Genomic DNA, 1,519 nt, shown 5'->3' with positions numbered 1-1,519 from the left:
CAGTTCAGCAAAATCTTTTGGCTTGTAATTTGTGATATTTGATGTGTTCATAATAATTTACTCTTTTGAGTACTTTTAAACACATTTGATCACATTAGTCAACAAATTTGATTACTTAAGATATTCTCCTTTTCGCAACTGTATGGCTGCTTTTTCTTTTGTATTTTATATGTTCAGATATGTTATATCTGTCTGAAATATTTTAACCGAATCAAAGAAGTCTCCTATGTGGTTGCGAAAAGCAATAAACTGTAGGTGGGGACTTGCCTTCATCCGTTTGAATGGGAAATTATTCCGCCTGATTATCATAGCACAACTTTCTTTAGGTGAAAAGTATTCTTTGTGTTTTTGGTTTGTTTTATATAACTTTTTGTGATTTTTCAATAAAAAAAGATCGTAGTAGCTTGAACGATCTATTTTTATTTATGTGTCTGTATTAATTATTTTTCGGTGGCTGCAGATTGTCGGTTTCCACCAGTTGCCATTATTCGCATTCGCCCAAGTGCACGGGATACTGCCGGAATAGAAATTACTACGATCGTCAGTACACCTTCCAGAAGAATATAACTGTAATTGTAAATAATCGGATACAAAGCTGTCAGAGACTTCGGAAAATTATCCGGCATATAATCCATCCAATAAAGATATCCGCCAAGTGCATGGAATGCCCCTCTTGCCAGAATTGCTAGTATGTATGCTTTAAGAAGACCATGTTTTCTGGATTTTGTAAATAATCCGGAAAGCCCCATGGCTCCAAATGCCAGAATGTAATCACAGCATACCTGAAAAAATGAAAGGACATATGGCTCCTGGAGGAACTGAAAAATCCCATATACAAGATCGGTAAGAATTCCTACCTTAATGCCATACCAGTAACCGATCAGAACAATAAACAACATACTGAACAAGGTCACAGATCCGCCAAATGGCAGTTTAAATATCTTAATGTAGGAAGTTACATATGCAAGTGCCAATGCTACTGCACAGGTAACCAGCTGCTGTGTGGTAAATTTTAATGCAGATGTGTTTTTCTGAAGTAATACTGCTACCAGAATTATCAAAATCAGGACTGCAATAACAGATACGGCATATCCTGCCGTTGTGAGACCGCCTTCGGCAGTCACAAGAAAATTAAACATACTCTTTTCTTTCCTCCTTACGATTAAATTGCCCAAATCAAGTTCAAAGGTCAAAGCCTGCACCTCCTCACAGCCTGGTCAGGCTCCTTTGGTCTTACCTATTGTAGCATATGGAAAAAGAGATGTAAATGGTGGGAGATGTATGATTATATATAATAAAAACAGGAGAAAAATCCATGTACTGATTTTTCTCCTGCTTTCCTCTTTCCCTTTGTACCTTAAAAACTACATACATGCTTTGTTGATGGTTAATCAAACTTTTTGAATCAAATTTAACCTGCGTACCGATACTACAGCGGGGGGGTATCCCCGCTTCCTCGGCTTTTTGGTCAAGCCCTCACCCGATTAGTAACAGTCAGCTCCATGTGTTACCACACTTC

The 1,519-nt window shown here is 37.7% G+C and carries 1 protein-coding gene; it reads right to left on the bottom strand.

Annotated elements, in window-relative coordinates; all coding sequences use genetic code 11:
- Positions 1-440 precede the first annotated feature (440 nt).
- Positions 441-1,139 (bottom strand): energy-coupled thiamine transporter ThiT, encoded by a 699-nt coding sequence (locus LI091_RS18330; RefSeq protein WP_265191443.1) that lies wholly within the window; start codon positions 1,137-1,139, stop codon positions 441-443.
- Positions 1,140-1,519: the final 380 nt, after the last annotated feature.

It is taken from the genome of Blautia sp. MSK20_18, from assembly GCF_020553125.1.
Lineage (GTDB): Bacteria > Bacillota > Clostridia > Lachnospirales > Lachnospiraceae > Blautia_A > Blautia_A fusiformis.
This window is presented reverse-complemented; position numbering and strand designations above follow the sequence as displayed.